At 32.4% G+C, this 4645-nt stretch carries 5 protein-coding genes; 3 read left to right on the plus strand and 2 right to left on the minus strand.

Annotated features, from left to right (window positions below):
• Window positions 1-585: 585 nt before the first annotated feature.
• On the plus strand, window positions 586-1167 hold the full coding sequence (locus tag ACFIKD_RS08795) for a hypothetical protein (RefSeq protein ID WP_375647800.1): 582 nt from the start codon (window positions 586-588) through the stop codon (window positions 1165-1167).
• Window positions 1168-1227: 60 nt separating this feature from the next.
• On the opposite strand, the gene ACFIKD_RS08800 is transcribed toward ACFIKD_RS08795, so the two are convergent.
• Together ACFIKD_RS08800 and repC are read right to left on the minus strand one after the other, a co-directional pair.
• Window positions 1228-1713, minus strand: coding sequence for a helix-turn-helix domain-containing protein (locus tag ACFIKD_RS08800; protein ID WP_375647801.1), 486 nt, complete (start codon window positions 1711-1713; stop codon window positions 1228-1230).
• Window positions 1714-1740: 27 nt separating this feature from the next.
• Entirely contained in the window at window positions 1741-3090 is a 1350-nt protein-coding gene (gene repC, locus ACFIKD_RS08805) for a replication initiation protein RepC (RefSeq protein WP_375647803.1), read from the minus strand.
• A 941-nt stretch (window positions 3091-4031) separates the two neighbouring features.
• On the opposite strand from repC, the gene ACFIKD_RS08810 reads away from it, so the two are divergent.
• Both ACFIKD_RS08810 and ACFIKD_RS08815 read left to right on the plus strand, forming a co-directional pair.
• A complete protein-coding gene (locus ACFIKD_RS08810) occupies window positions 4032-4382 on the plus strand; it encodes a TrbC/VirB2 family protein (protein WP_375647804.1) in 351 nt (116 codons plus the stop codon).
• A gap of 19 nt (window positions 4383-4401) precedes the next feature.
• The coding region (locus ACFIKD_RS08815) for a type IV secretion system protein VirB3 (protein ID WP_375641059.1) at window positions 4402-4645 on the plus strand (244 nt) is incomplete at its 3' end.

Raw genomic sequence — 4645 nt, forward strand, 5'->3', positions numbered from 1 at the left:
GCTCACCCTTTTAATCATGATTTCGGAGCCGCGTGAGATGGACGAAACAAGCCGTTAGGTTCTTTGTCAAGGACGCCTTTAGGCGCCATGTAATGGTTTCCTTGACACTAAGAACCAAGACTTGTTAGTCCTCTCATTAAACGCGGATCTGATGTCATGATTTTGGTGAGCGTTCCAGAGAGTTTGAGAGGCAGATAGCCTCTCATTAAAAAAGGATAAAGGATCTAATAAAATAATTGCTAAATAAAAATATCTTGTATATATCTTTTTTTGGAGGAAGAGGTTCTAAAAAGTTATCCCCGCTAGGATAAGTTGATCATTTATCTCTTTCTCTTTTTTTAAAATCAAAAATTTTTCTCATTTTCAACCTTCTTTACGCCTTTTAAAAATAAGGATTAATGGCACTAAAGATGAATAATTAAAATATTTATTTCGTATATAAATTATTATTTATGCAAATTTAAAAACTCCAATTACCTTATTTAAAAAACACTTTTTATGACATAATTAAATATTTTTTGCCTATTGTCCGGATTCTTTTTCCAAGTTAGCATAAGAAGACATCTCATTAAGAAAGGTTTTTCTGTGGAAGAAGAAGTAGTAGCAGAAATCTATACAAATGATAGTAAGCATGAAAAATATCAAGATAAACTAGAATATTTGTTCGATCAACAGCATAAATATATGCAAGAATTTAGTAATACATTGGAGGCAAAAAAATTACATGATGTGCGAAGTGATTTGTACAATTATCTTCGTGATATTGGACAAAATGGTGATATATCGTTACTCATCAGTAGTGAGCGCTCTTTAACAGAAAATGATTTTATCCGGTACGGTAACAGCAAAACGATGATAAAAAGTTTTAAGAATGCTTTAGCTTATATAGATGTCATTGAAAACCATATAGCTCTTGTTAGTGATCCTGTACAATACCAATTTATAAATAAAACACACAGCTTACCCAAAAACCGAAAAGGTGGATTGCCTTATGATGAGGGGCGTAAAGCAATGGTATGGCATTATAAATGGCTAGAAGATACAGGATTATACATTTCAACCTCAATTGAATTATCAATCAACGAAGCACGAAAAGATAATATGAAAGTAATTCAAAGACTTTACGAACAAATGCAAGCAAAAGCTATCGATATAGATTTTTCATAATATTGGATAGGTAATTTTCAAACTCACAATATTAGTATCGTACACTGAAAATATGCCATATTAGTATGCAATACGTTTTAATTTTTTATCTACTTTTTTCTTAAGTTCATAGTACCGAATGATAAAAATACGTAAATCAATCGCTCTAATTGTTGCAGTATAGCGTTCGTAGTAATCTATGTCATTTATATTTCGGCGACCATAATATCCAAAATCCCATATGACAATCAATCCGCAATCATACAAACGCGAGAGAATTGTACTAATACGACCTGGACTAAGAGAGCCAAAACTAATTTCTTGATTTGTTCTAAGAGTGATAGGAAATCCACCTTTTTTAAATTCTTTATCAGGTATTATTGCTAATAAGTTGGTAAGAATAACAGCTTCTGAATCAGAAATTAAATCAATCATGGGTAATTTAGAAGCTAATCTATATAGTCTATCGCGGCTTATTGTTTTATATTCAACATTCTCTGCTATTTTCTGATATTCTAGATGTTGTGCAGTTAACCGTCGCCCTATTATTTTCTTTGTTTTATCCATTTATTTTTTTCACTTCAATAAGATTTTTTATGCAAATTTTGACATTGTTAGATTTTTTAACGTTTTATTGAGTTCAAACTCAAACAAAGAGCTTTTTTCTTCGTTTAGCTTTATTTTCTGATTTTTTTCTAAGTTTAAACTATTTATTTCTTCTTGATCAGCTTGCTTCAGCAAAGCATAGAGTGACCGTTCTAGGTATAATTCTCCTCGAGTTTCTTTATCAATCATGCCGCGGAGATATCCCCCTGGTGATTTTACAAGTCCTCTAGCATATTTTTCAAAAATGATAGCAATAGCTAGAGCTGTTTTTTTAAGTCCCATAATTTTTGTAGCTTGTTCAGCGGCATGTTCTGAAACTTTAATCATTCTGTACATAGGATACATAGAATGTATCAAATCGCTTTCTGTTTGGAAACTACATTCAGAAAACAAGACGGCATTTGGTAAAGCCTTTTCTAGTATCTCCGGCTTAATTTGAGGCAATGTACTACCTTTTGAAGGAAGTGATGTTTCGGTTTTGCCTTTCTCTATTTTTTCAAAAGCCATTTTATCGTGACCGGAGGTCACATTAATGATTTGAGTGTGTTCAGATAACTCTGAACACTCATTTTTGTTACAATTACAATTATAGTTAGGGGTTGTATGTTCTATGTGTATGTCATTGGAGGCATATCTGTATGTCGTTTTTAATGTTTTTAGCTTAAAAAAACGCTGTAAAATCCATTCAAAAAGATGGGATGCCTTTTGTAATTTTTCAAAAGATGCTTTTGTTGGTCGACCAATAATATGAAGAATTTTTTGCATTCTAGAAAAAAGCAATGAGATAAACGGAGTTTCTTCCATTTCTGTATAACAGGTTTTAATTTGACGCAACAATCCTCTAAAATAATGCAAAGCTTCATTCTTTTTATCATAACATTCCAGAGCTTCGTCTGCTTTTTGCTTAAGTTCATGATATCGCGCAACAAGAATACGTAAATCAATACCGCAAGCTGTTACGATATCATCGCTATGGTTACGTATAGGATAGCGTTTAAAGTTACCAGAGTCGCGCATAACAATAAAACCACAATCATAGAGAGATGAAAGCAATCGACTAATGCGTCCTTCACTACGACTAATGTCATAACCAAGTTGTTGATTGCTTTTGAAAACAATAGGAACTCCTCCTTTTTCAAATGAATCTCTTGAAGCTGTATCCAGTAACTCAAGAAGAAGTTCGCCTTCTGGTTTTTTAACTAAACCAGTTTTTTTCATGTTTTTAGCCAATCCAATCAATTGACCACGGCTTACAGAACCAATCTCAGCAGTTTCTGCTAATTTTCTAAATTCTATATGATGTGCATTTATCTTTCTTCCAGATGTTTTCTTAACCATAATTTTTAAAACCTCTCTATTGGAGGCAAAAAAATGTTAAAAATACCCTTTTTCCACAAAATTTCTCTTGCAGAATGCATCACGATAAATTAAATTGGAAATTACTTGATAGTTTAATTTACCGTACAGGTATTTAGAAACCCTTCTGTTAACGCAGTTGGGTTTTTATTTTTTTGCCATTATATTTCCCTCTATTTGAAACGACTCATAGCTTGAAAAAAGCGTGTCAAGGTCAAAGCTATATTAAAAAAAAAAGATTTTCAATATGGTAAAGCTTTCAAACAACTGTTTTTTATGGCAATACGACCTAATACAACCTACAATAACAGCAAAGCGAAATAACATATAACCAAGGAAACACGCTATTATACAGCGCTGTAGAAAACAACCTATACGAGCAAATAAATTCTAAACACAATAATTTTTCTTTGCAAGAATTGTCCACTAAGGACTGTGTAGATTATGATTAACTTTTTTCTGATAAAGTTCGTAGTGGAATATTGCCTTGATTTTTCAGTAGCGCTTGAGAGAACGTTTTATCAATAATGGTCAATGGAATTATAGCTCCCGTGATCTCTTCGCCAATCTTCTGGTTGTTGAAATTTGCTCGACCATAAAACACTTTGTGCTTTTTAAGCAGGGTTTTCTATTGTCTTTTCTGGTACTTTAAAAAAATAATATTGCATAAGTTTTTCAGTATTTTGACTGAAATAAAAGTATTTAAAAATAATAATATAAATTAAGACAATATATTTAAACGATACTCTAAGATATTTTTAAAATATCATTTTGAATATTATTCAATGTTTGTTCATTAAATAATAAAAGATTAAATATTTTTAATTTTATAGTAGAAAAAATAGTTTTTTCATTTTATAGGGTAGATTAATATTTTAACTATTAATTTAATTTTCAACTTTAAAATAGCGAGGGGGTTTTTCATGAAAAACATGAATAATTCATTCAGTTGTGAACACATCTTACCAAAAACTACTCTACCCAACACACAAAAGAAATGGTTAACAGCAGCATTGATGCTGTTTATTGCCTTCATCGCACTGAGTGAACCAGCATTTGCCGCAGGCGGCTTCGGAAAAATTGAAAGTGCTCTTCAAAAAATAATTGAAGCTTTAACAGGACCAATTGCAAAATCAATCGCGACCATTGCGGTTGCTGGTATTGGGATTGCATGGATTGCTGGTTATGTTGAAATGCGTAAAGCTTTCTTTGTTTGTATTGGCATCGGCATTATCTTTGGTGCACCACAAATCGCAGCAATGTTTTCCAGTTAAACTCCAGCCTTTCAAAGCCATGAAAGAGCATGACAAGCTAACAGAAGATACGTTATTTCTTGCTTGCACGCGCCCTGCAATGATCGCAGGCGTGACGGTGGAAGCTATGGGATTAAATGCGATAGGAACGATGATATTGTTTATTGTGATAGGCAATATTTTTCTTGTAACTATTGGGATTGCCATGCATTTCATATTCAAGGAAATCCTAAAGCATGACCATAACAAATTTCGTATTCTTCTGACATGGCAAAAGACATCTA

Origin of the sequence: Bartonella sp. CR84HXZ, assembly GCF_042194535.1 — a bacterium.
Taxonomy (GTDB): Bacteria; Pseudomonadota; Alphaproteobacteria; order Rhizobiales; family Rhizobiaceae; genus Bartonella; species Bartonella grahamii.